Origin of the sequence: Pseudacidovorax sp., from assembly GCF_017991995.1 — a bacterium.
GTDB lineage: Bacteria > Pseudomonadota > Gammaproteobacteria > Burkholderiales > Burkholderiaceae_C > Xenophilus.
In genome coordinates, this window is record NZ_JAGOPN010000001.1 from 463,520 (window position 1) to 487,693 (window position 24,174).

21 protein-coding genes are annotated in these 24,174 nt (G+C 69.8%); 7 read left to right on the forward strand and 14 right to left on the reverse strand.

All coding sequences use genetic code 11. The features are described from left to right. The first annotated feature begins 25 nt into the window (after positions 1–25). On the forward strand, positions 26–928 hold the full coding sequence (locus tag KBC94_RS02150; protein ID WP_294365815.1) for a LysR family transcriptional regulator: 903 nt from the start codon (positions 26–28) through the stop codon (positions 926–928). On the opposite strand, the gene KBC94_RS02155 is transcribed toward KBC94_RS02150, so the two are convergent. The 6 genes from KBC94_RS02155 to KBC94_RS02180 form a co-directional block, all read right to left on the reverse strand. Further along, positions 929–2,995, reverse strand: a complete 2,067-nt coding sequence (locus KBC94_RS02155) for a diguanylate cyclase (RefSeq protein WP_294365817.1) — start codon at positions 2,993–2,995, stop codon at positions 929–931. Beyond that, positions 2,992–4,638, reverse strand: a complete 1,647-nt coding sequence (locus KBC94_RS02160; RefSeq protein ID WP_294365819.1) for a bifunctional diguanylate cyclase/phosphodiesterase — start codon at positions 4,636–4,638, stop codon at positions 2,992–2,994. Before KBC94_RS02160 ends, KBC94_RS02155 begins: the two co-directional genes overlap by 4 nt. Before the next feature lie 62 nt (positions 4,639–4,700). Further along, a complete protein-coding gene (locus tag KBC94_RS02165) occupies positions 4,701–6,137 on the reverse strand; it encodes a diguanylate cyclase (RefSeq protein WP_294365822.1) in 1,437 nt (478 codons plus the stop codon). 141 nt (positions 6,138–6,278) lie between these two features. Then, complete coding sequence (locus KBC94_RS02170; RefSeq protein ID WP_017758628.1) at positions 6,279–7,196, reverse strand: NYN domain-containing protein; 918 nt, start codon at positions 7,194–7,196, stop codon at positions 6,279–6,281. A 10-nt stretch (positions 7,197–7,206) separates the two neighbouring features. Then, positions 7,207–7,845: a 3-oxoacid CoA-transferase subunit B gene (locus KBC94_RS02175; protein ID WP_017758629.1), complete on the reverse strand. Its 639-nt coding sequence runs from the start codon at positions 7,843–7,845 to the stop codon at positions 7,207–7,209. A 14-nt stretch (positions 7,846–7,859) separates the two neighbouring features. Then, a complete protein-coding gene (locus KBC94_RS02180; RefSeq protein WP_234191958.1) occupies positions 7,860–8,666 on the reverse strand; it encodes a CoA transferase subunit A in 807 nt (268 codons plus the stop codon). 87 nt (positions 8,667–8,753) lie between these two features. Between KBC94_RS02180 and KBC94_RS02185 the strand changes: the two genes are divergently transcribed. Both KBC94_RS02185 and KBC94_RS02190 read left to right on the forward strand, forming a co-directional pair. After that, the gene (locus KBC94_RS02185) at positions 8,754–9,350 is read left to right on the forward strand and encodes a PAS and helix-turn-helix domain-containing protein (RefSeq protein WP_294365826.1); all 597 of its coding nucleotides are present in this window, start codon (positions 8,754–8,756) and stop codon (positions 9,348–9,350) included. 115 nt (positions 9,351–9,465) lie between these two features. After that, on the forward strand, positions 9,466–9,939 hold the full coding sequence (locus KBC94_RS02190; protein WP_294365827.1) for a hypothetical protein: 474 nt from the start codon (positions 9,466–9,468) through the stop codon (positions 9,937–9,939). Between the two features lie 21 nt (positions 9,940–9,960). Here the strand turns inward: KBC94_RS02190 and KBC94_RS02195 are convergent, their stop codons facing one another. Beyond that, on the reverse strand, positions 9,961–10,533 hold the full coding sequence (locus KBC94_RS02195) for an acyloxyacyl hydrolase (protein ID WP_043117003.1): 573 nt from the start codon (positions 10,531–10,533) through the stop codon (positions 9,961–9,963). A 179-nt stretch (positions 10,534–10,712) separates the two neighbouring features. Between KBC94_RS02195 and KBC94_RS02200 the strand changes: the two genes are divergently transcribed. Then, positions 10,713–11,327, forward strand: coding sequence for a TetR/AcrR family transcriptional regulator (locus KBC94_RS02200; RefSeq protein WP_294365832.1), 615 nt, complete (start codon positions 10,713–10,715; stop codon positions 11,325–11,327). Between the two features lie 285 nt (positions 11,328–11,612). Here the strand turns inward: KBC94_RS02200 and hrpA are convergent, their stop codons facing one another. Next, positions 11,613–15,722 (reverse strand): ATP-dependent RNA helicase HrpA, encoded by a 4,110-nt coding sequence (gene hrpA / locus KBC94_RS02205; protein ID WP_294365834.1) that lies wholly within the window; start codon positions 15,720–15,722, stop codon positions 11,613–11,615. A gap of 80 nt (positions 15,723–15,802) precedes the next feature. Between hrpA and KBC94_RS02210 the strand changes: the two genes are divergently transcribed. From KBC94_RS02210 to argA, 3 genes are read left to right on the forward strand one after another with little or no spacing between them, the layout of a single operon-like run. Continuing rightward, positions 15,803–16,093, forward strand: a complete 291-nt coding sequence (locus tag KBC94_RS02210; protein ID WP_294365836.1) for a DUF6364 family protein — start codon at positions 15,803–15,805, stop codon at positions 16,091–16,093. Between the two features lie 10 nt (positions 16,094–16,103). After that, positions 16,104–16,523: a PIN domain-containing protein gene (locus KBC94_RS02215; protein WP_294365839.1), complete on the forward strand. Its 420-nt coding sequence runs from the start codon at positions 16,104–16,106 to the stop codon at positions 16,521–16,523. Between the two features lie 55 nt (positions 16,524–16,578). Further along, complete coding sequence (gene argA / locus KBC94_RS02220; RefSeq protein ID WP_294365840.1) at positions 16,579–17,928, forward strand: amino-acid N-acetyltransferase; 1,350 nt, start codon at positions 16,579–16,581, stop codon at positions 17,926–17,928. Between the two features lie 75 nt (positions 17,929–18,003). Here argA and KBC94_RS02225 read toward each other — a convergent pair whose 3' ends face one another. The 6 genes from KBC94_RS02225 to KBC94_RS02250 form a co-directional block, all read right to left on the reverse strand. Then, a complete protein-coding gene (locus tag KBC94_RS02225) occupies positions 18,004–18,804 on the reverse strand; it encodes an SDR family NAD(P)-dependent oxidoreductase (protein ID WP_294365842.1) in 801 nt (266 codons plus the stop codon). Positions 18,805–18,984: 180 nt separating this feature from the next. Then, positions 18,985–19,323, reverse strand: coding sequence for an AzlD domain-containing protein (locus KBC94_RS02230; RefSeq protein ID WP_294365844.1), 339 nt, complete (start codon positions 19,321–19,323; stop codon positions 18,985–18,987). Continuing rightward, on the reverse strand, positions 19,320–20,045 hold the full coding sequence (locus KBC94_RS02235; protein WP_294365846.1) for an AzlC family ABC transporter permease: 726 nt from the start codon (positions 20,043–20,045) through the stop codon (positions 19,320–19,322). Before KBC94_RS02235 ends, KBC94_RS02230 begins: the two co-directional genes overlap by 4 nt. A 27-nt stretch (positions 20,046–20,072) precedes the next feature. Continuing rightward, the gene (locus KBC94_RS02240) at positions 20,073–21,548 is read right to left on the reverse strand and encodes an amidase (protein WP_294365848.1); all 1,476 of its coding nucleotides are present in this window, start codon (positions 21,546–21,548) and stop codon (positions 20,073–20,075) included. A gap of 67 nt (positions 21,549–21,615) precedes the next feature. Beyond that, entirely contained in the window at positions 21,616–23,286 is a 1,671-nt protein-coding gene (locus KBC94_RS02245; RefSeq protein ID WP_294365850.1) for an ABC transporter ATP-binding protein, read from the reverse strand. A 13-nt stretch (positions 23,287–23,299) separates the two neighbouring features. Then, the gene (locus tag KBC94_RS02250; RefSeq protein ID WP_294365852.1) at positions 23,300–24,172 is read right to left on the reverse strand and encodes an ABC transporter permease; all 873 of its coding nucleotides are present in this window, start codon (positions 24,170–24,172) and stop codon (positions 23,300–23,302) included. Positions 24,173–24,174: the final 2 nt, after the last annotated feature.

The window sequence follows — 24,174 nt, forward strand, 5'->3', positions numbered from 1 at the left end:
CGTCGCCTTTGCAAAATTGCAGACCATGGACTGGGACAACCTGCGCTACTTCCTCGAACTCGCCCGCGCCGGCACGCTGATGGCCGCGGCGCGCCGGCTGGCGGTGGACCACACCACCGTCGCGCGCCGCATCCAGGCGCTGGAAAAAGCCCTGGGCGCCGCCCTCTTCACGCGCGAGGCCGGCGGACATCGGCTGACCGAGGCCGGCCGGCAACTGCAGCCCCAGGCCGAGGCCATGGAGGCCGCCTTTCACGCGGTCGAGCGCACCAGCCCGGCCCTGGCACCGCAGGAAGGCCTGTCGGGCACCGTGCGCGTGGGCGCCACGGAAGGCTTCGGCACGCGGGTGCTGGCACCCGCGCTGGCCGCATTCGCCGCAGGCCATCCGCGCCTGACCATCGACCTGCTCGCCTTGCCGCGCCTGCTGCAGCTGTCGCGGCGCGAGGCCGACATCGTGATCGCGCTGGAGCGCCCGGCGCGGGGCTCGGTGGTGGCCACGCGGCTCACGGACTACAGCCTGCGCCTGTACGCCTCGCACGACTACCTGGCGCGCCATGCGCCCATCTCGCGCCGCGAGGACCTGCGCGGCCACGCCTTCGTCAGCTACGTGGACGACCTGCTCTTCTCCAAGGAGCTACGCTTCCTGGGCGAGTTGCACCGGCCCGATGGCTTCTCGCTGCGCAGCACCAGCGTGCTGGCCCAGCACGAGGCGGCGGCCGCCGGCGCCGGCATTGCCGTGCTGCCGGCCTTCGTCGCCGAAGGCGACGCGCGGCTGGCGCCCGTGCTGCCGGCGTTGGCGCGTTTCACGCGCACCTTCTGGATGTCGATGCCCGCTGAAGGCAAGCAGCAGCCGCGCATCCTGGCCGTGTGGAACCTGCTCAAGACCGTGGCAGAACGGGAGCAGACCCGGCTTCTGCCACCCGCGGCCTGATCAGCGCAGCACCACGCGGGGCGGCGACATCTGCACCTGGTTGCGGCCACTGGTCTTGGCGGCATAGCAGGCGGCGTCGGCGGCGGCCACCCAGTCCTGGGCCGTGCGGATGTCGGGCGTCAGCTCGGCCACGCCGATGCTGGCGCCCACGCGCAGCTCCTGCTCTTCCCACGGCACGACGATCTCCTGGACGGCCGCGCGGATGCGCTGGGCCACCGCCAGAGCCGCCATGCCGCTGCACTGCTCCAGCAGCAGCGCGAACTCGTCGCCGCCCAGCCGCACCACCAGGTCGCCCGAACGCGACTGCGCCGCAATGGCCTGCACCACCTGCTTGAGCACCTCGTCGCCGGCCAGGTGGCCGGCCGTGTCGTTGATGGGCTTGAAGTGGTCGAGGTCGATGAAGATCAGCACCGCGGGGCTGAACAGCTCCCGGTTGCCCATCACGCGCGCAATGCGCTGGTCGAAGAACATGCGGTTGGCCGCACCGGTGAGCGGGTCGTGCCGGCTCTGCCACTCCAGGCGCTGGCGCACCAGCTTCTGCTCGGTGACGTCGGCCACCGTCCAGATCTCGCCCAGCGACAGGTCGTCCCAGTCCACCGGCCGGCTGCGCAGGTTGGCCCAGAAGCCCAGGCCGTCGCTGCGCCGCAGGCGCCAGTCGCCGCCATAGGGCACGCCCAGCGCGGCGGCGCCGCGCGCGGCCTGCAGGAAGCGCTGGAAGCCATCGGCTTCCTCGAACAGCTCGTGGGCGGCGCGTCCCAGCATCTGCGGCGCGTCATTGCCGAACAACCGGCAGCATTCGGCGCTGGCCAGCTCGACCACGCCCTCGCGCACGAAGGCCACGCCCACGGGCGCGGCGGCGAGCACGGCGCGCAGGCGTGTCTGGATCTCGGCGTGGGCATGGGCCAGCCCGGCCTGTTCGGTGGCCCACAGCCGAAGCAGGGTGGACAACTGGCCCAGTTCGCCCGCACCGCCCGGCCACCCCATGCCCGGCTGCGCATCGGCCATGGGCGCGGTGAGCCGCTGCACGCGCCGCACCAGGCGGCCCAGCGGCCGCAGGCGCCAGACGATCCACGCGCAACTCAACAGGCCGGCCAGCAGTACGGCGCCGAGGGTCCATTGCAGCGTGTGCTCGAGTTCGTCGTCAAGCCCCCCCTGCAGGCCCGAGACCGGCCGGGCCTGCCAGATGAGCCACGGCGTCTCCGACACGGGCACGGCCGCCACCACCTGTCCACCGGCCACGGTGACGAAGCCTTCGGTGAGGCGCGGGCTGCCCTGCGCCCGCCAGGCCTCGAAGGCCTCCGCGAAGCGCGCCTCCCGCGACAGCGGCAGGCGCTGCAGGGCCAGGCCACCGTCGTGGCTCAGGATCTGGCCCTGGTCGTCCGTGACCACGCGCACGGCCCCGGGCAGCCGTCCCACGGCCATGCGGCCGACGTCGCCGCTGTCCAGGCGCAGCACACCCGCCACCACCGCGACCACGCGCTGCCCATCCATCACCGGCAGCGCCATCACGATGGACACGCGGCCCGTGTTGCGCCCGGCGATGGGCTGCGACAGCACAGGCTTGTGGGTGCGCATCACCTCCTGGAAGTAGGACCGGTCGTCCATGGGGCCGATGGCCGGCATGACCTGGACGCCATGCTCATCGGCACGTGCCAGCGGCTGGCCGAGCGCATCGATCAGGAAGGAGGCGGAGAAGACGGTGCCCAGGCTCGACGCGAGCACGGTGAAGCGCTGTGCGCGCTCCTCGTCGCTGGCCGCGGGCTGGAGCATGCGCGCCGTGCCGGCCAGCGCGGCTTCGCGCTGGTGCTGCAGGCTGGACATGGCCTCGGCCGTGGCACGCGTGCTGGCGCGCTGATGGTCTTCGTCGCTCACGCGCGCGATGCGCTGCGCCAGGTGCGAGACGGCCAGCCAGATGGCCACGCTGGCCGCCACGGCCAGCAGGGCTACCACGGCAACCAGGCTGGCGCGCAGGCGCCATGCCACGTCGTCGAAGGCCGGCATGGCGGCCTGCCCACGGGCCGGCGTCTTCCTGCCCAGGCGAGGCATCAGGCGGCGGACGGTCGTCACGGCGGGAGCGCTTTGTTCATGGCGGGCGCATTGTCCGACGGCGGCTTCCACAGCGGCTGTCTTTCGTAGGCGTCGATCCAGCCGAAGACCTCCGCTGCCGGCATGGGCCGAGCAATGCCGAAGCCCTGCGCCAGGTGGCAGCCCAGGGCCAGCAGCGCCTCGCCGTGCTCGCGGGTTTCCACACCCTCGGCGGTGACCTCCAGACCGAGGGCGCGGGCCAGCGAGATCACGCCCTGCAGGATGGCGCGGTCCTGCGGGTCGGTGAGCACGTTGCGCACGAAGGACTGGTCCAGCTTGAGACCGCTGACCGGCAGCCGCCGCAGGTAGGTCAGCGAGGAATAGCCGGTGCCGAAGTCATCCATCACCACGTCCACGCCCAGCTGGCGGCAGGACTCGATGAAGCTGGCGGCCAGGTCGATGTCGCGGATGGCGCTGGTCTCCAGGATCTCCAGCACCAGGGCGCCGGCATGTCGCTCGGGAAAGCGCTCCAGCAGCGCGGACAGCCGCCGCACCACATCCGCCCGCATCAGCAGCCCGGCGCTGATGTTGACGCTGACCGACAGCCGGCGACCCTGCGCGGCCCACTGCCGCACCGCCTCGATGGCGGCGCCGATGGCCCATTCGCCCAGCTGCTCCGACAGTTCGTGATCCTCGATGGTGGGCACGAACTCGGCCGGCATCAGCACGCCGCGCTGCGCGTGGTTCCAGCGGCTGAGCGCCTCCATGCCCACGATGGTGCCGCGCTGCATGTCGACCTTGGGCTGGAAGACGAGGAAGAACTCGCCCGCGTCCAGCCCCTCGGCGATGCGCTGGCGCTGCTGGGCCAGACGCTGCTCGTGCGCATGCTCCTGCGCGTCGAAGAAGTTGACCTGCCCGCCCCCGGCCCGCTTGGCACCGAAGGCGGCCTGGCGGGCCTGGCGCAGCAGCACCTCGATGGACGGGCCTTCCTGCTCGCGCAGCGCCACGCCGACGCTGGCCCCCACGGTCAGCGGCTGGCCGTGGACCTGGAAGTCGTCGCCCAGCCGGCCGAGGCAGTACTCGAGGATGCCCTGGCATTCCGGCCAGCCCGCGTTGGGCAGCACGGCCGCGAACTCGTCGCCGCCCACCCGGGCCAGCGCCGCGTCTTCGGGCAACCCCAGTTCCAGCCTGTGCACGACCTCCAGCAGGACGGCGTCGCCGCCAGAGGGGCCGAAGCGCCCGTTGATCTCCCGGAAGCGGTCCAGGTCGAGGTAGATGACGGCCAGCCGGGCCAGCGGCACGCTGCGCTCGGCCGACAGCTCGGGCAGCGATGGCAGGCGGCCCGGCAGGCGGGTCAGCGGATCCAGGCGGTGCAGCACCTCGGTGCCCGGGCCGCGGCTGGCTGTCCACAGCACGCTGCCGTCCTCTGCGCGTTCGCCGCGCAATTCGACCTGCACGCGGCCCTTGGGCGTGCGAAGGCCCACCCAGCAGGCCGGGCCGGGCCCCTTGGCAGGCACCTCGGCCTCCTCGAAGCCGCGCTCGCCGGCGGCCAGCAGGGTCTTGGCCTTGATGCCGGGTTCGGCCGCGCCGCAGGTCAGCGCCTGGGCCGCGGCATCCGCCCAGCGAAGCTCCCCCGCCACGGTGCGAAAGTGGCAGACCGCCGGCCGGGGAAGACGGTGGGGCATGGTGTGGGGGAAGAAGGGCCGGTGTTCAGCGCAGAGGGCGGCGACGGCGTCCGGCGGGCGCCTCAGAGGGGCCGGCGCTGCGCCGGGCCCTCCGACTCGTAATGGCGGGCCTTGTCCTCGTACATGGCGCGGTCGGCGGCCTGCAGCGCGTTCTCGAGCGACTCGCCCGCCTGGCAGGTGGCGGCGCCCATGGCGAAGCTCAGCAGGTGACCGGAGGGGCCGCCGTAGAACTGGTTGTTGAGGTCCACCAGGGTGGTCAGGTGCTCGCGCACGCTGCGCACGCCGCGCTCGTCGGTGTCGGGCATCAGCACGATGAATTCGTCGCCGCCCACCCGGGCCACGCACGCGGGCGCGTCCACCAGCTTGGCCAGCACCTCGCCCGCGCGGCGCAGCAGGGCGTCGCCGGCGGCATGGCCGACCTGGTCGTTGACCTGCTTGAGGCCGTTCATGTCGAGCGCAAGGATGGACACGGGCCAGGGGCCCTTGCGCGTCAGGCGCAACAGTTCCTCGGTGTAGAAGGTGCGGTTGCGCAGTTGCGTGAGCACATCGTGCGTGCCCAGGTATTCAAGGTAGGCCTCGGCGCGGCGGCGCGCGGTGATGTCGACCAGCGAGAGCAGCACCAGGTCCCAGTTGTCCTGCCGGTCGGGCAGGATGGAGAACTGCATGTAGATGTAGACCGGCTCGCCGCCCAGCGTGTAGTTGACCACCTCGCGCTGCTGCAGCGTCTTGCCGTCCCAGAGGTCGCGCAGCTGCTCGGCGAAGGAGTCGTGCATCTCTCCGCGGAACACCTTGGGCAGGTTGCGCAGCAGCGTGGCCTTGTCGGGCGCGCCCAGCATGCGTAGCGTCTCCTCGTTGACGTCGAGCACGCGGATCTCCTGCACGCAGCGGCCGACGAACTCGGGGTGCACCTTGAGGAAGGTACCGAAGTCGCGGATGCCCTGCGCCCGCACCCCGTCGAGCAGGCGCTTGACGCCGCTGAAGTCCTCCACCCACAGCGACACGGGCGAGCGCTCGAAGAGGCCACGCGCGTAGCGCTCGCTGGCTTCGCGCAGCTTCTCGGCGCGTACGCGGGCGGTGATGTCGTCGAGCGAAATGAGCGCTCGCGACCAATCGGCCTCGTGGCCAGGCAGGATGCGGATGCGTACCGTGACGTCCAGCCGCCGACCGTCGAGGGCATAGTTGACCGTCTGGTTCTCGATCTCGGTGCGTCCGTCCCAGAACTGCGCGAGTTCGTGGATCACCCGGTCAGACATGTCGTCCCGGAAGATTTCCGGCAGGCGCGAGACCAGTTCATCCTGGCTGGCGGCAGCGAACAGGCTCAACGTCTTCTGGTTGACCTGCAGCACGCGGATGCTGGCCATGCAGGCCGCCCGGCGCGACGGGTCGGCCTGGAGATATTCGACGAGGTCGATCACGCCCTCGCTGCGCCACTGATCGAAAAGCTGCTTGAGTCCGCTGTAATCCTCGAGCCAGAGCGAGACTGGCGCAAGATCGAACATGGTTTGGAAATCGTCGGAAGACGTCATGGCGGCGGACGCGTGAGACAGCGCCGGATGCTATCAGCAGCCGGGCCGGTCGAGGGCCTCGGCAACTGCGAAAGCAGGCCGGGAACGGCGCAGGAAAACCCGGGAAGGACTCGCTCAGGCGTCGACGTCGCGGTCGGCCTCGGCCGCCGATTCGTGCGCCAGCGCCTGCGGCGTCAGGGCGATGTGCCCGCCCCCCTCGTCGTCCAGGAACTCGACGATGTCCGGAAAGCGTTGCAGAAAGGCCTTGAAGCTGCGGCAGCCCAGCATGCCTTCGTCGAAGGCCGGCATCATGCGCTTCATCAAGGACTTGAGCGCGCCACAGTGCACGCGGTTCTCGCCCTGGCGGGCGATGATCTGGGTCACGGCCTTGACCAGCGCCTCCCGCGCGAGCTCCACGGTCAGCACCGTGGGGCCGCTATCGGCGGGCTCGCCCGGCTCGCCGCCCTCGCCCTGCCCTTCCATGGCCAGTACCGAGGCCGCCACCGCCTCGCTGGCCTGACGCAGCTTGAGCAGCGCGCCATAAAACTTGAACTCGTTGCAGCTCGCCACCCAGTAGCGGTTGCTGTTGCCCTCGACCCCCACGCCGCCGATGAAGCGGCCGGCCTGCTTGACCTTCTGGGCCAGGCTGATGAAGTCGCTGTCGCACGAGACCACCACGACGTGCGTGATGTGGGGGTGCGTGTGCAGGTCGGACAAAGCGTCCAGCGCCATGCGGATGTCGGCGCTGTTCTTCATGTTGGCGCCGCGCGGGAAGAGCTGGATCAGGTCGATGCCGGCGCCGTTCAAGGCATCGCGGTAGCGCGAGAAGAACTGCCAGTTGGCGTACGCGCGGTTGATGATGACGTCGCCCAGCGAGGCGGCGTAGTCGACGATGGCATCGACTTCCGCCACGGGCATCTGGACCGTGAGCCGGTGTTCGCGGTAGTAGTCCTGGCCGTTCTGCTGGTCGGTCAGGACCGCGTGCAGGTTTTCGAAGTCCCAGTACAGGGCCACCTTGGGCGCCTGCACACCGGCGCCGGTCCATTCACTCATCGATTGACTTTCACTGCAGGAGCTTGACTCCCGTCTTGGCTTGCACGGCGTCGAAGCTGACGCCATCGGCCAGCTCGACCACCTTCAACCCTTCGGGGGTGACGTCGAGCACAGCCAGGTCGGTAATGATACGGTCCACCACCCCCACGCCCGTCAGCGGGAGTGTGCATTGCGGCAGGATCTTCAGATCTTCCGTGCCGTCCTTCTTGCGGGCCACGTGCTCCATCAACACGATCACGCGCTTGACACCGGCCACCAGGTCCATGGCGCCGCCCATGCCCTTGACCATCTTGCCGGGGATCATCCAGTTGGCCAGATCGCCCTTCTCGCTGACCTGCATGGCGCCCAGGATCGACAGGTTGATCTTGCCGCCGCGGATCATGGCGAAGCTCTCGTGGCTGCCGAAGATGGACGAGCCCGGCAGCGTGGTCACGGTCTGCTTGCCGGCGTTGATGAGGTCGGCGTCCACCTGGTCTTCCGTTGGGAAGGGCCCGATGCCGAGCATGCCGTTCTCGCTCTGCAGCCAGACTTCCTTGTCGCCGACGAAGTTGGCCACCAGCGTCGGGATGCCGATGCCGAGATTGACGTAGAAGCCGTCTTCCAGCTCCTTGGCCGCGCGAGCGGCCATCTGGTCTTGGGTCCAGGGCATGGGGAACTCCTCTTTTACTTGCTGGCGTTGTTCTTGACGGTGGCGGGCACTTCCGTGCCGGCGGCCGCCTGCGCGATCACGGCCTGGGCCTCGACCTTGGCGGCGGCGGCATCGACGGGCGCGGCGGCGCTGACGGTGCGCTTCTCGATGCGCTTCTCGGGCGTGGCATTGAGCACGATGCGGTGCACGTAGATGCCGGGCAGGTGGATGTCGTCCGGTGCCAGTTCGCCCACCTCGACGATCTTCTCGACCTCGACGATGCAGACCTTGCCGGCCATCGCGGCGGCCGGGTTGAAGTTGCGGGCCGTCAGTCGGAAACGCAGGTTGCCGGACTTGTCGGCCACGTCGGCCTTGACCAGCGCCACGTCGGGCACCAGCGAGCGCTCCATGACGTAGGTCTCGCCATCGAACTCGCGCAGCTCCTTGCCCTCGGCCACCAGCGTGCCGACACCGGTCTTGGTGAAGAAGGCGGGGATGCCGGCGCCGCCCGCACGCAGCTTCTCGGCCAGCGTGCCCTGGGGCGTGAATTCCAGCTCCAGCTCGCCGGCCAGGTACTGGCGCTCGAACTCCTTGTTCTCGCCGACGTAGCTGGCGACCATCTTCTTGACCTGCCGCGTCTCCAGCAGCTTGCCCAGGCCGAAGCCGTCGACGCCGGCGTTGTTGGAGATGCAGGTCAGGTCCTTGACGCCGCTTTCCTTGAGCGCATCGATCAGCGCCTCGGGAATGCCGCACAGGCCGAAGCCACCGACTGCCAGCGTCTGGCCGTCGGCAACGACGCCGGCCAGCGCCTCCTTGGCGGAGGCATAGATCTTGTTCGCCATGGGTCCTCGCTTTGAAGAAGAAATGAGGGGATGCAGGAGGGAAAACCCCGCAACGATACTACGTACGGACATACGTAGGATTTCGTAATGGACGCACCCGAGGCCCCTGCCCTGGCCGCCCCGGCCATCGACTACCGGCTGGCCTTCGAGCATGCCCCGGTGGGCATGGTGCTGTCTCGCCAGCGCATGATGGTGGACTGCAACGCGCGGCTGTGCGAGATGTTCGGTGCCACGCGCGAAGCCCTCGTCGGCCAGTCCTTCCGGCTGCTGTATCCCAGCGTGGCCGAGTACGAACGCATCGGCCGCCGCATGCTGCCGGCGCTCAACGCCAGCGGCCGCTATGCCGACAACCGCATGATGCGGCGCGTGGACGGCCTGCACGGCATGCGCGCCGGGGAGACCTTCTGGTGCCATGTCACCGGCCGTGCCCTCAACCGGGAAGTGCCGCATGAGGCCGGCATCTGGACCTTCGAGGACCTGGGCGCGCGCCGTGCCGACAAGGCCGAGTTGACGCCCCGCGAGCGGGAGGTGGCCGCCCACCTGATGCAGGGGCTGACCAGCAAGGAAATCGGCCGCGTGCTCGGCATCAGTCATCGCACGGTGGAGATTCATCGCGCCCGGTTGATGCGCAAGTACGCCGCCGGGACCACGGCAGAGTTGGTGCAGAAGCTGCTGGCCGGCTGAGGCGGTGCACCGTCGGGGTGCGTTGGACTACCGATGCCCGGAAGACGTCCCACGCCATGGGGGCGGAGTCGGCGCCAGCCTGGGGGCCATCGACAACCTTCCAGGAGCAACACCGATGGCCACCCGACCCGAACTGACCGGCGACCGCGACAACAACCGGGCGATGCGATGGAGCATCCTTGTCGTCATCGTGCTGGTGATCGGCGCGATCTTCGCGTTCTTCCGAACCGGCGGTGAAGCGCCGGGCCAGCCCGCCCCGCCCATGGGCCAGTCCGCGCCCCCGCCCGCCAGCGATGGCGCCACGGGCATGGCGCCCGGAACCGGCGGCAGTGGCTCGACCGGCATCGGCGGCAACGCCGCGGGCACCAGCGGCGCTGCACCCGACGCCGCAGACCCCAACCCAGCCGCCGCCAACGGCCTGCCTTCGACCCCCGGCACCGGCACGACCAACACGCCTGGCGGGAGCAGCGGCTCGGGTACAGGTGCCGCCGGCACGGGCGCTACGGGCAGCACAGGCACCAACGATCCGGCCAATGGGAGCGGTACGCCGGCCACCGGCGCCCCGGGCGCGCCCGGCCAGTCCCAGTGATCGCCCCGCCCCGGCGCCGCTTCACCAGGCCATGCTGAAACGCAGCTTGACGAAGTTGGCGCCGGGGTTCGGTTCCTTGATGCCCGCGTTGGAGAAATGCTGCAGGCGTAGCGACAACTCATAGGCCTGGCGCTCACCGAAACGGTAGCCGACGCCCAGCACCTCGGTGAACTGGAAAGCGGTGCTGAAACGGTCTCTCGGCGTCTCGTACAGCCGGTCCATTACCGTCCCACCCAGCCCAAGCTCCACGAACCACGGCGTGCCCGGCTCGCCCAGCAGGTGGCGCCACATGGCGGTGGCGCCGATCTGCGAATAGCCGGCGCTCGAGCCGTCCGGCCGCGGCGCCTGCCAATGGCTGGCCCACAGGTCCCAATACAGGGTCAACGGGCCGGCCTGGCGCGGCACCGACGGGAACAACTGCGACGGGAGCATCACGCCCGCCGTCAGCGAGTCGGTCGATTGCGTGTGCAGCACGCTGGACCCGCCCTCCACATAGAAGCGGCGGCCTTCGTCGACCTGTTCCTGCGCTGCTGCGTGTGCGGATGCAAGCACAGCCGCTGCCGCAAAGGCCAGAGGCGCGATGCGCCGTTTCAAGTGACGGCCGGCGCCCTGGCGAGAGCGGTTGTCCATGGTGGCTCCAGGAGTTGGAATGAATTTTCTAGAATTTTCATTCTAGGAATCCGAGGCACGCGTCCGGAGGGCGAAGGGACAATGGCCCCATCTCCCTCTCCAGCTTGTTGCGACGCATGCCCTCGAAAGCACGGATTTCTGCCATGAACACCGAGCCGCCTCCGCAGGACAAAGGCGGGGTGCGCCGTCGGCAGGTACTGGACGCGGCGGCCCGCTGCTTCAGCGAACACGGCTTCCGTGGGGCGAGCATCCAGCGCATCTGCGAGGTGGCTGGCATGAGCCCGGGCCACGTCTACCACTACTTCCGCAACAAGGAAGCCATCGTGGCGGGCATCGTGGCGCAGGACCTGCAGGACACGCTGGCGCGCATCCAGCTCATGCGCGAGCGCGGCCAGGCAGAGGGCGTGCTCGCGGCCTGTCTGGGCGAGGTGGATACCGGCGTGGCGCGCTGCGCGGGCGATCCGGCGCGGCTGCAGCTGGAGATCCTGGCCGAGGCCAACCGCACACCGGACATCGCGGCCCTGCTTCAGCAGGCGGACCGCCTCAAGCGCGACGAGCTGCTGGCGCTGCTGCGGCCCTTGCCAGCGCTGCGCGGGCTGTCTGCGGCAGAGCTCAAGGCACGCGTGGCCGTGATGTGCACCCTCTTCGAAGGTCTGGCTGCGCGCACGCTGCTGGACCCCACGCTCAACCGCGCCGCCACCGGCCGGGCGATCAGCCGGGTGGTGCGCCTGCTGCTGGAGCAGCCGGAAGAAACCTAGGCGCGCCGGCGCATCGGCCATCGCACGGCTGGGACCTCACGCCCGCCCGCGCAGGTGCGACGCCACGACGACTGCCGGTCAGGTGTAGTGGCTGCCGGCGGGCTGAACCCGTCACTCGCGCAAGCCGCGCAAGTCGCCAGATGCCCGCCGCACGCTCCCGCTTCGAATTGCCGCAGCGCAGGCCAAGCGGGAACATCCGCGGAACCGGCTTTGCCGGGCCGCTGGATGTGCCCCCTCGAGGGGGGAGGCGTAGCGCGAAGCGCGCAGCCTGGGGGTGTTCGTGATCTACACGATCTGCTGCCAGGCCTTGTCCAGCCGCTTGATGCTCACCGGCTGCGGCGTGCGCAGCTCCTGCGCGAAGAAGCTCACCCGCAGTTCCTCGAGCAGCCAGCGGAATTCGCGCATGCGCTCATCCGTGGCGCCCTTGCGCTCGGCCACCAGGCGCCAGTAGCGCTGTTCCTGCGGCTTGAGTTCGGCCAGCTTCTGCGCGTCACGCGCCGGGTCGGCCCGCAGCTTGTCCAAGCGCAGCACGATGGCCTTGAGGTAGCGCGCGAAATGCTGCAGCTGTGTCCACGGTGCATCGGCGATGAAGCGCTTGCCGACCAGGCGCTGCAGCTGCTCGGCCGCATCCTTCACGGCCTCGGGCTGGATCTTGGTGTCCTTGATCTTGCGCTGGGCTGCGGCGTAGTCGGTGAGGATGGTCGATGCCAGGCGCGCCACCTCGCTGGCGATCAGCGTCAGCCGGCCACGGCCCTCGTCCAGGCGGCGCTTGAAGCTGGCTTCGTCGGTGGGCAGCGGCTCCTGCAGGAAGGCGCGGTCCAGCGCCACGTCCAGGATCTGGGCGCGCAGTTCCTCCAGCGTGCCCAGCGGCATGTAGGCCACGGCCATCTTCTGCAGGTCGGGAATGTTCTTTTCCAGGTACTTGAGCGCGTCGCGGATCTGCAGCGCCACCAGCCGGCGCAAGCCGGCGCGGTGCTTGGCGGCGGCGACCTCGGGCTCATCGAAGACCTCGATGGTGACGGCGTCGCCGCCATCCACCAGCGCCGGGAAGCCGATCAGCGTCTGCGCGCCCCGGCGCACCTCCATCAGCTCGGGCAGTTCGCCGAAGGTCCAGGCGGTGTAGCGCTGGCCGGCCGGCGGCGCGGCGGGGCCGGGCGCGGCCTTGGGCGCAGGTGCGGCCGTCTTGCCGCCGCCCGCCGACGGCGCAGCCGGCGCGGGCGCAGGCCCCGCCCTGGCCTTGAGCCCCGCCAGCGCCTGGAAGGCGCCCCGCGCCTTGGTGCCCAGCTCGCCCTTGAGCGCGCCCAGGTTGCGGCCCATGCCCAGCTGCCGGCCGTGCTCGTCCACCACCTGAAGGTTCATGAACAGGTGCGGCGGCAGCATGTCGAGCTTGAAGTCGGCGCGTTTGACGTCGAGGCTGGTGATGTCGCGCACCCGCTTGAGCAGCGCATCGGTGAGCGAGCCGGCGCCGAAGGCCTCGGGGGTGCCCAGCGCTTCGGCCAGCCTGGCCGCCGATTCGGGCAGGGGCACGAAGCGCGAACGCGGCTTCTGCGGCAGGCTCTTGAGCAGGGCCTGGATCTTGTCCTTGAGCATGCCCGGCACCAGCCATTCGCAGCGCTCTTCGCTCACCTGGTTCAGCACGAAGAGCGGCACGCTGACGGTGACGCCATCGCGCGCATCGCCCGGCTGGTGCAGGTAGGTGGCGGCGCAGTCCACGCCGCCGAGCTTGACGAGGGGCGGAAAGGCCTGCGTCGTGATGCCCGCCGCCTGGTGGCGCATCAGTTCCTCGCGCGTGAGGAACAGCAGCCTGGGATTGGTCGCGCTCGCTTGCCGGTACCACTGCTCGAAGGCATGGCCGTTCGCCACATCGGCGGGCACCTGGGCCTCGTAGAAGGCGTAGATCAGCGCGTCGTCGACCAGCACGTCCTGCCGGCGCGACTTGTGCTCCAGCGCCTCCACCTCGCGCACCAGCTTGCGGTTGGCAGCCAGGAAGGGCAGCTTGCTTTCCCATTCGCCGCCGGCCAGGGCCTCGCGGATGAAGATCTCGCGTGCGCCGGCCGGGTCGGCCTTGGCGAAGTCCACGCGCCGGCCGCTGTAGACCACCAGGCCGTAGAGCGTTGCCCGCTCGAAGGCAGTGACGCGGGCGTCCTTCTTCTCCCAGTGCGGGTCGAGCAGTTGCTTCTTGAGCAGGTGGCCGGCGACTTCCTCGATCCACTGCGGCTCGATGTTGGCGATGCCGCGGCCGAAGAGGCGCGTGGTCTCCACCAGTTCGGCGCAGACGATCCAGCGACCCGGCCGCTTGCGCAGGTGCGCGCCAGGATGGCGGTGGAACTTGACGCCGCGCGCGCCCAGGTATTCGCCCGAGGAGGAGCCGGCCTCCTCGTCCATCTTCCAGCCGATGTTGCCCAGCAGGCCGGCCAGCATGGACTTGTGGATCTGTTCGTAGCCGGCGGGCGTGGGGTTGAGCTTCCACTTGTGCTCGGTGACCACGGTCAGCAGCTGCGAATGGATGTCGCGCCATTCGCGCACGCGGCGCACGCTGACGAAGTTCTGGCGCAGCAGCTGTTCGTACTGGCGGTTGCTGAGCTTGTGGGTGGCGGGGATGCTCCCATGACGGGGGGCGGGAGAGCCCCCATCCCTGCCTTCCCCCAGAGGGGGAAGGGGTCGAGCGCTGCCTGCGTTCTTGCTCCCTCCCCCACTGGGGGAGGGTTGGGGTGGGGACCCGCCGCGCTCCGCGACCGCTAACCGCTGACTCACCGGCAGCACCGCCGCGCTGGCCTTCTTCGGCCCCTGCGTGGCCGCCACCAGCTCGCGCCGATTCTGCGCCACGGGCGCGCCGCCGCGGGCATCGTGCAACCACTTCCACAACGTCAGGTAGCCGCTGAACTCGCTCTTCTCGTCGTCGAACTTGGCATGGGCCTGGTCGGCCTGCTGCTGCGCTTCGAGCGGCCGGTCGCGCACGTCCTGCACGCTCATGGCAGAGGCGATGACCAGCACCTCCTGCAGCGCACCGCGCGTGCGGCCTTCCAAAATCATGCGGCCCACGCGCGGGTCCAGCGGCAGCCGGGCCAGCTCGCGGCCGATCTCGGTCAGCTCATTGGCATCGTCCACCGCGCCCAGCTCGCCCAGCAGCTGGTAGCCATCGGCCACGGCCCGGCCGCTCGGGGCCTCCAGGAAAGGAAACTGCGTCACGTCGCCCAGGTGCAGCGACTTCATCCGCAGGATCACGCCCGCGAGCGACGAGCGCAGGATCTCCGGGTCGGTAAAGCGCGGCCGGCTGGCGAAGTCCTTCTCGTCGTAGAGCCGGATGCAGATGCCGTTGGCCACCCGGCCGCAGCGGCCGGCACGCTGATTGGCGGCGGCCTGGCTGACCGGCTCCACCTGCAACTGCTCCACCTTGCTGCGGAAGGAATAGCGCTTGACCCTCGCCGTGCCCGCGTCGATCACGTAGCGGATGCCCGGCACCGTAAGCGAGGTCTCGGCCACGTTGGTCGCCAGCACGATGCGCCGGCCGGTGTGGCCCTCGAAGATGCGGTCCTGCTCGGCCTGCGACAGGCGCGAGAACAGCGGCAGCACCTCGGCCGCGCGCATCACAGGGTGGTGCGCCAGGTGCTTGCGCAGGTGGTCGGCGGCCTCGCGGATCTCGCGCTCGCCGGGCAGGAAGACCAGAATGTCGCCACCGGCATTGCCTTGCCACAGCTCGTCCACGCCATCGGCGATGGCGTCGTTGAGGTCGTACTCGCGCGACTCCTCGAAGGGCCGCCAGCGCATCTCCACCGGGAAGGTGCGGCCCGATACATAGATGACGGGCGCCGGTCCGGCCTTGCTCTCGAAGTGCTTCGCAAAGCGCTCCGCATCGATGGTGGCCGAGGTGACGATGACCTTCAGGTCCGGCCGCCGCGGCAGGATCTCGCGCAGGTAGCCCAGCAGGAAGTCGATGTTCAGCGAGCGCTCGTGGGCCTCGTCGATGATCAGCGTGTCGTAGGCCTTGAGCAGCGGGTCGGTCTGCGTCTCGGCCAGCAGGATGCCGTCGGTCATCAGCTTGACCGAGGCATCGCGGCTCAGCCGGTCCTGGAAGCGGACCTTGTAGCCCACCACCTCGCCCAGCGGCGTCTTCAGTTCCTCGGCGATGCGCTTGGCCACCGAACTGGCAGCGATCCGCCGCGGCTGGGTGTGGCCGATCAGCCGGCCGCGGCCCTCGGGCGCGTTGAGCTTGCCGCGGCCCAGCGCCAGGGCGATCTTGGGCAGCTGGGTGGTCTTGCCCGAGCCGGTCTCGCCGCAGACGATGACCACCTGATGGGCCTGGATGGCGGCGGCGATCTCGTCGCGCTTGGCGGATACGGGAAGGGAATCGGGAAAGTCGATCTGGAGCGGCACGGGGCGAGTATCGCAGCCCACGGGTTCACATGTTTCCGTGTAGACTCGTCCGACACCCGCCGCCGCGCCAAACGCCGCGCCCAGTTTGCGAGGAAGCTCCCATGGCCAACCTGACCATCAACGTCGACGAGCAGCTCATCAAGGCTGCCCGCGTGCGCGCCATCCAGCAGGGCACGTCGCTGAGCGCCAAGGTGCGGGAGTTCCTGCAGCAGTACGTCAACGAGGCCGAGGCCAGCCGCCAGATGCTGCGCGACGCCGCCACAGCCCGGCTGATGGCGGCCATCGACGCCGCTGCCAGCGAGGCGCAGCCGGCAGCGCAGCCACGCAGCGGCAGCCTGCGGGACGAGCTGTACGACGGCGACTTCCGGGCACGGGCCCGCTCCGCCGACTGACGCTTCGCCCGTGCCCCTCGCCTTCTTCGACACCAACGTGCTGGTGTACTGCGTCGATCCGCGCTCGCCGGCCAAGCAGGCCGCGGCGCGCGAGCTCGTCGCCCGCCACGCGACCGCAGCCGAGGGCGTGCTGAGCACGCAGGTGCTCATCGAGCTCTACAGCGTGCTCACCCGCAAGCACCGCATTGCAGCCGACACGGTGCGCGCCCTGCTCGACGGCTATAGCGCCTGGCAGGTGGTCGACACCGACCTGCGCCTGGTGCAGTCGGCGCTCGATACCGCCCAGGCGCACGGCCTCTCGATCTTCGACGCCATGGTGATCGAGGCCGCGCAACGCAGCGGCGCCGTCACGCTCTACACCGAAGATCTGCAGCATGGCCGACGATTCGGCGACCTGACGCTGGTCGACCCCTTCCGCGCTGCCGCCTGAACGGGCGGCTCGCGTCCACCCCTTCGCTTCCACCTTCCACAGTCCTGCTCCGCGCATGTCCGCCGTCTTCAACTTCACCTTCGTGCCCTGGTTCCGGTCGGTGGCGCCCTACATCCACACGCACCGGGGCAAGACCTTCGTGGTCGGCATCGCGGGCGAGGCCATCGCGGCGGGCAAGCTGCCGTCCATTGCACAGGATCTGGCACTGATCCAGTCCATGGGCGTCAAGGTCGTGCTGGTGCACGGCTTCCGTCCGCAGGTCAACGAGCAGTTGCGCGCCAAGGGCCACGAGGCCCGCTATTCGCACGGCATGCGCATCACCGACGAGGTGGCGCTGGACTGTGCGCAGGAGGCCGCCGGCCAGTTGCGCTACGAGATCGAGGCCGCCTTCAGCCAGGGCCTGCCCAACACACCCATGGCGGGTTCGACGGTGCGCATCCTCTCGGGCAACTTCATCACGGCGCGGCCGGTCGGCGTCGTCGACGGCGTCGACTTCCAGCATTCGGGCCTGGTGCGCAAGGTGGACGCCACCGGCATCCGCCGCGCGCTGGACGGCGGCAGCATGGTCCTGCTCTCGCCCTTCGGCTTCTCGCCCACGGGCGAGGCCTTCAACCTGGCGATGGAAGAAGTGGCGACCAGCGTGGCCGTGTCGATCCAGGCGGACAAGCTGATCTTCCTGACCGAGGTGCCCGGCGTCGCCATGGACCCGAGCCAGCCCGTGAGCGAAGACAACCCCATCGACACCGAGCTGCCCCTGGACGTGGCGCGCACATGGCTCGCCCAGCTCTCGCCACCGCAGCAGCCGACCGACACCGCCTTCTACCTTCAGCATTGCGTCAAGGCCTGCGAGGGCGGCGTGGAGCGCAACCACATCCTGCCCTTCTCGGTGGACGGTGCGCTGCTGCTGGAGATCTATGTGCACGACGGCATCGGCACGATGGTCATCGACGAAAAGCTCGAGTCGGTGCGCGAAGCCGGCGTGGACGACATCGGCGGCATCCTGCAGCTGATCGAGCCCTTCGAGCGCGACGGCACGCTGGTCAAGCGCAGCCGCACCGAGATTGAGCGCGACATCCACCAGTACACGGTGGTGGAGCACGACGGCGTGATCTTCGGCTGCGCGGCGCTCTACCCCTACCCCGAGGCACGCACCGCCGAGATGGCGGCCCTCACCGTCTCGCCCCAGTCGCAGGGACAGGGCGACGGCGAGAAGCTGCTCAAGCGCATCGAGCACCGCGCGCGCGCCATCGGCCTGGACAGCATCTTCGTGCTCACCACCCGCACCATGCACTGGTTCATCAAGCGCGGCTTCCAGCCCGTGAGCCCGGACTGGTTGCCCGAGGCGCGCAAGAAGAAATACAACTGGGACCGCAAGAGCCAGGTGCTGGTCAAGAAGCTGGGCTGAAGCAGCCTTGCCAAGAAGAAAGGCGCGTCCATCGGGCGCGCCTTTTTCATGGGGATGGTCAGGCCGCGTCGTCGGCTACGACATCCGCGGCTGCCCGTTGGACGCCGTCAGGCCGCCATCCACCGGCACCAACGCACCATTGACGAAGCTGGCGTCGTCACTGGCCAGGAAGGCGACCACCGACGCCACCTCCGCAGGATCGGCGCCGCGGCCGAGCGGGATGCGGTCCTTGAAGCGTTCCATGGTGTCCGGGTCGTCCTGCATGTCCGCGGTCATGGGCGTGAAGGTCAGGCTGGGGCAGACGGCATTCACGCGCACGCCCCGTCCGCCATGGTCCAGCGCCATGGCACGGGTCAGGTTCACGACCGCCCCCTTGGACGCGTTGTAGGCCACCAGGCCCCAGTCGCCGCCCAGGCCGGACACCGAGGCCGTGTTGACGATGCAGCCACGGCTGCGCTCCAGATGCAGCATCGCGGCCTTGGCGCCGTTGAAGACACCGCCGGCGTTCACGGCCAGCGTGCGGTGGAAGTCCTCGGCCGAGGCATCGGTGGCGTCGCCCTCGGGTGCGATGCCCGCGTTGTTGACCAGCACATGCAACTCGCCGAAGCGCTCGATGGTGGCCTCGACCAGGGCGCTGACCTGGCCCAGGTCGGACACGTCGACTTGATGCACCAACGTGCGCTCGGAAGGGAGATCGGCCGCGACTTTGTCGAGCTTGTCGGCATGGTCCCCGGCCAGCACGACATGGGCGCCCTCGGCGGAAAAGCGGCGGGCGATGGCCTCGCCGATGCCCGAGCCGGCGCCGGTGACGATCACGACACGGCCATGGAAGCGATCACGGCCCTGGGTGGAAGAGAGTTGGAGTGCAGCAGTCATGGGCTGCATGAACGCATGCGCGCGAAACGCTTCACGTCGGAGAACTGCGCATCGCAGCCGTCCAGCGCGACGCACGCCGAATGCTGCAAACCAGTGGCCGTCGCTGCGACAGCTGTGAAGCGGTTGCACCCGGCTTCGACAAGCTCCACCGAAACGGCCGTGGATCACGGCAACTTCGGATCAGCCCGCGACCCCCAAGCTGCGCAACAGCAGCAAGGTCGCCGTCCCCACCACCACCGGGCCCGTCACGCCGCGCCGCCACCAGAACCAGGCGACCGAGACGGCCACGGCCAGCCAGCGCGGGTCGTGCCAGCCCGAGGCGACGGCGGCACCGGCCGAGCCGCGCAGCACCTCGGGCACCACCACGGCCATCAGCGCCGCCAGCGGCGCATGCCGCAGGCCCGAAGCCAGCCAGCCCGGCAGGCGCGGCTCCCGGCGCGGCAGCAGGAACACGCCGCGCGTGAGCACGGTCACCCCCGCCAGCGCGAGGATGGCGATCCACAGGTGCAGGTCGGTCATGGCGTGGCGATGCGCGGGCGGCGCCGTTCCGCCCAGTGGCCGGCCGCCATGGCGGCGGCAATGGCCGCGATCACCTGCAGCCCGAAGGGCCAGCCCTGCCCCATCCAGCCGATGGTGCCCGCCACCGCGGCCACCAGCCAGCTGGGCCGGTCCGCGATCATGGGCATGGCAAGACCCAGCAGCGCGAGCACGCCGATGAAGCGCAGGTCCCAATCCGGTGGAATGGCGTCGGCGAGGAAGATGCCCGCCAGCGAGGCCACCTGCCACGCCGCCCAGTTGAACAGCGCCAGGCCCAGGAAGTAGGCCAGCTGGTCGGGCGCGCGCCGCGGGTAGCGCTGCATGAAGCGCACATACACCGGGTCACCGGCCAGGTAGGCCAGCCCCAGCCGCTGCGGCCGCGGCAGCAGGCCGAAGTAGCGCCGCCAGTGCGCGCTGAACACGACGAAGCGCACGTTGAGCATCAGCGCCGTCAGCACGATCACCCACAGCGGCGCGCCCGCCAGGATCATCGGCAGGCAGGCCAGCTGCGAGGCACTGGCGAAGACCAGCAGCGACATGGCCAGCACGGCGCCCATCGGCAGGCCACTGCGCGCCATGGCCACTCCGGTCACCAGGCCCAGGGCCACCGTGCCCAGGGCCGGGCCGGCGATGGCCCGCACGCCCTCGGCAAAGCCGGGGTGCGTGAAGAGCGAACGCAGCGATCGCGTGCCGAACAGCGCCATGTCGTGAGGTTTCCGTGTCCCGGCCGATCAGGCGGCCGTGACGTGCACGCCCGGGCGGCGGCCGTCGTTCCAGCGGCCGCCCAGGGCGCGCTCGATCTGCGCCGCCAGCTGCAGCAGCAGGCCGTCGTTGGCCTGGCGCGCCTGGGCATGGATGCCGAAGGGCAGCCCGTTGGCCTGTTGCGCCATCGGCAGCGAGATGGCCGGAATGCCGCACAGGTTCGACAGCGGCGTGTACGAGAAGAACTTCCAGAGGTTGTCGAACCAGTCCAGCACGTCCGGGTTGTCGCTGGTCGTCAGGTACTCGGTGGTGCCGATGCGCGGCGTCGCCAGCGCGGTGATGGGCGTGAGGATGATGTCCCAGTCCTCGAAGAAGGCGCCGAAGGCACGCGCGGTGCTGTTGAAGACGGCCTGCATCTTGTAGCGCTCTGCGTACGACAGGTCCTTGCCCGCTTCCCAGATGCGGATGTTGATCGGCTCGATCAGGTCTGCGGGCGGACGCTCCAGCCCGCTCTTCGCGAGCAGGCCGTTGATCACCTGCGCGAAGTTGCTGATGTAGCAGGTGGTCTGCGCGCGGAAGGCTTCGCGCAGGTCGGCCTGGGGCAGTGCCCATTCGACATGGTGGCCCAGGCCTTCGAGGAAGCGCGCAGCCTTCTCCAGCTCGGCCACGATCTCGGGCGTGGCGCGGTAATCGCCCCATTCGTGCGAGAGCGCGATGCGCAGCCGGCCCGGGTCCTTCTGGATCAGCTGGGTGTAGGGCTCGGGCGTTGTCCAGTAGGGCATGAATTCGCCGGGTGCGCCGCCGCGGCAGGCATCGACGAAGGCCGCCGTGTCGCGCACCGTGCGGCTATGACAGCCCTGGATGGACACATAGCCGGTGATGTCCGACGAATTCGGCCCGATGCTGAACACGCCGCGCGAGGGCTTGAGACCGATGTTGCCGTTGAAGCCGGCGGGGATGCGGATCGAACCGCCACCGTCCGTGGCATGCGACATGGGTACCACGCCCGCCGCCACCATGGCCGAGGTGCCGGCGGAAGAGCCGCAGGTGGTGAAGTCGGTGTTCCAGGGATTGCGCGTGACGTAGACGGCCGGGTTCTCGGCGGAGCTGCAGACGCCGAACTCCGGCGTGGTGGTGCGGCCCATCAGGTTGAGGCCGGCCTTGCGCATCTGCTTCGTGAGCCAAGCATCCTCGGTCGGGCGATTGCCGCGCATGAAGAGCGAGCCCTGCTCCTGCAGGCGCCCCTTGAGCGTGGGGCCCAGGTCCTTCATGAGGAAGGGCACACCAGCGAAGGGGCCCTGCGGATTCAGCCCGTCCTTGAGCGGGTCGGCCACCACGTCCTCGAAGACCTCGACCACGGCCGACAGCGCCGGGTTGGTCTTCGCGATGCCGGCCGCGGCCTGCTGCGCGAGTTCGGCGGCCGTGAGCTCGCCCTGGCGCACCTTCTCGGCCAGGGCCGTCGCGTCCTGCGCGGCCCATTCGTCCCAGCTCATTGCCAATGTCATGTCGTGTGTTCCTATTGTTTGGATGTCGGTCGAACCGAAAATTCTGCCCGCTCGTGCCTGGGCCTGCTCAGGCCGCCAGTCCCAGCTCGGTGCGCGGCGCCGCAGCCAGCAGCTTGCGGGTGTAGGCGTGGGCCGGCTGGCCGAACACCTCGGCCGTCAAGCCCTCTTCCACGATGCGGCCCTGGTTCATCACGATCACGCGGTCGCACAACTGCGCCGCCACCCGCAAGTCGTGCGTGATGAACAGGATGCCCAGCCCGAAGTCGCGTTGCACCTCCCGCAGCAGGTCGAGGATCTGCGCCTGCACCGACACGTCGAGCGCCGACACCGCCTCGTCCGCCACCAGCACCTGCGGCTGGCAGGCGACGGCGCGGGCGATCGCCAGGCGCTGACGCTGGCCGCCCGAGAACTGGTGCGGGTAGCGCGACAGCGCAGCGCGCGGCAGCTGGATGCGGTCCATCAGTTCCTCGGCCAGCTTGCGTGCCGCCGGCACGTCCAGCCCGAAGTTGACCGCGCCTTCGATCATCGAGGAGCCCACGGTGCGCCGCGGATTGAGCGAGCGGTTCGGATCCTGGAACACCACCTGCACCCGCGAGCGCAGCGGCCGCAGCCGAGACTCCGACAGCGACTGCACCTCGCGGTCGCCCCAGGTGATGGTGCCCTCGCTCGGGTCGATCAGCCGGATCATGCAGCGCGCGAAGGTGGACTTGCCCGAGCCCGATTCGCCCACCACGCCCACCGTCTCGCCGCGGTGCACGGCCACGCTCGCGTCCTGCAGCGCGGTGTTGGGCTTGGCACGGCCGAGCCAGTCCCGGCGCACGTAGGTCTTTCCGACGGCGCGGCCGGCCAGCAGCGCCGGGCCGCCGGGCAACGCGCGCGGCGGCGGCGGCACCATGCCGGGCACGGCGGCCAGCAGCATGCGGGTGTAGTCCTCGCGCGGCGTGCGCAGCACCTGCTCGCGCGGGCCCTGCTCCACCACCTTGCCACGGTGCATCACCATCACCTCGTCGGCGATCTCGGCCACCACGCCCATGTCGTGCGTGATGAACAGCACCGCACTGCCCTGCTCCTGCTGCAGCTCGGCGATGAGCTTGAGGATCTCGGCCTGCGTGGTCACGTCCAGCGCCGTGGTCGGCTCGTCGCAGATCAGGAGGCGCGGCTTGAGGATGATCGCCATCGCGATGACGATGCGCTGGCGCTGGCCGCCCGAGAGCTGATGCGGATAGCTCGAAAAGATGCGCTGCGGATCGGGCAGGCGCACGCGCTCGAACACTTCCAGGATGCGCGCCTTGCGCTCGGCCGGCGTCAGCGCCGTGTGGTTGCGCAGCAACTCGTCGACCTGCTCGCCGCAGCTGAGCACTGGGTTGAGCGCCGTCATCGGCTCCTGGAAGACCATGCCCATCACCTGGCCGCGCAGGGCGCGCAGGCGCTTCTCGGGCAGGTACTTGCCATTCGTCAGCAGCGTCTCGCCGGCCAGCACGATGTCGCCGGCCGTGATGGTCAGGCCCTTGGCCAGCAGCGCCATCACGGTCGTGGCCAGCACCGACTTGCCGGAGCCGGACTCGCCCACGATGCACAGCGTGCGGCCGGCCTCGATGCGCACGTCCAGCCGCTCGATGGCATGGGGCCGGTCGGCGTCGGCGGGCAGTGCGACCTGCAGGCCGCGCACCTCCAGCACGGGGCTTGCGGGCATGGGCGGCGCTTCGCCAGCGGCGATGCGGGTGGGAAGGGGTTTCATGGTCACACCTCGCTCAGCTGCGCTTGGAGAACTTGGGATCGAGCACATCGCGCAGCCCGTCGCCGAGCAGGTTGATGGCCAGCACGGTGGGCACCAGGAAGAGCGCAGGCCACAGCACGTTGCCCGGCGCCTGCGAGAACAGCACGCGGCCCTCGGCCATGATGTTTCCCCAGGTCGGCACCTCGGCCGGCAGGCCCAGGCCGAGGAAGCTCAGGATGGCTTCGGTCAGCACGGCAGATGCCGCAATGAAGGTGCCCTGCACGATCAGCGGCGCCAGCGCGTTGGGCAGGATGTCGCGCCACAGGATGACGGCATTGGGCGTCGCCAGGGCGCGGGCCGCCTCGACGAAGGGTTCGTCGCGCAGGCCGATCACCAGGGCGCGCACCAGGCGCGTCACCCGCGGCACCTCGGGCACGGCGATGGCCAGGATCACCGTCGGCAGGCTCGCGCCGAGCATCGCCACCAGCGTGATGGCCAGCAGCACGGCCGGGATGGCCATCAGGCCGTCCATCACCCGCATCAGCACGGCGTCGGCCGCGCGGAAGTAGCCGGCCACCATGCCCAGCGTGCAGCCCAGCGCGATGGCGAGGAAGGCGGTGAGCACGCCCACCAGCAGCGAGATGCGGGTGCCGTAGAGCACACGGCTCCACACGTCGCGGCCCACGCTGTCGCTGCCCATCCAGAAGGTGTGCTGCACCATCGCGCCATCGGGCAGCGTGACCTGGCCGGCCGTGCCCGCGGGGACGGTGATGAAGTTCGCGTCCATCGCCGAGGGGTCGAAGGTGCCCAGCCATGGCGCCATCAGGCCCAGCAGCGTGAGCACCAGCAGCACCAGCGTGCCGCCGCGCACGGCGCCATGGCGCCAGAGTTTTTGGAGAGTGCCCATGG